Raw genomic sequence first — 590 nt, forward strand, 5'->3', positions numbered from 1 at the left:
GCTTTGATGACGACGCCGCAACCATCCAGGCTTTGGTCTCCGGGCAGGTAAAGGCGGTTGGCGGCAACCAGTTCTATGGCCAGCGTCTGGATGCGGCGAGTGCCGGCACGTATGAGCGCAAGATTAACTTTTTGACGACCTACAACGGCGTCGGTACCCGTCTCGGCGAGAAGGACTGGAACGAAGCCGTCAACGCCTTCATCGACAAGATCAAGGCCAATGGTGAGCTCGCCGCCATCACGAAGAAGTGGATGGCGATCGATCTGCCGCAGTTCCCGGAATCCATTCCGAACATCCCGTTCACCGTGCAGTAAAAGCCCAAATGGAGGGTTCCGTGCTCAATTCCGCAAAAGATCAATCGAAGCTGATTTCCCTTGAGGATGTGCAGAAGTGGTACGGCACTTTCCATGCCTTGAAATCCATCAGTTTGTCGGTCCGCAAAGGCGAAAGGATCGTCCTCTGCGGGCCGTCAGGCTCCGGGAAATCAACGTTAATCCGCTGCATCAATGCCCTCGAGACGATCGAGGAAGGCAAGATCGTCGTCGAGGGTCACGTACTGGACGGAACCACCAGATCGATCGACGCTGTAC

At 56.1% G+C, this 590-nt stretch carries 2 protein-coding genes; both read left to right on the forward strand.

Annotated elements, in window-relative coordinates:
* Positions 1 to 314, forward strand: a 314-nt coding sequence (locus tag EN780_RS36830) for a transporter substrate-binding domain-containing protein (protein ID WP_128276621.1), incomplete at its 5' end; no start/stop codon positions are given.
* Between the two features lie 20 nt (positions 315 to 334).
* The coding region (locus tag EN780_RS36835) for an ATP-binding cassette domain-containing protein (RefSeq protein ID WP_128276622.1) at positions 335 to 590 on the forward strand (256 nt) is incomplete at its 3' end.

Source organism: Mesorhizobium sp. M4B.F.Ca.ET.089.01.1.1, assembly GCF_004022605.1.
Classification (GTDB): Bacteria; Pseudomonadota; Alphaproteobacteria; order Rhizobiales; family Rhizobiaceae; genus Mesorhizobium; species Mesorhizobium abyssinicae.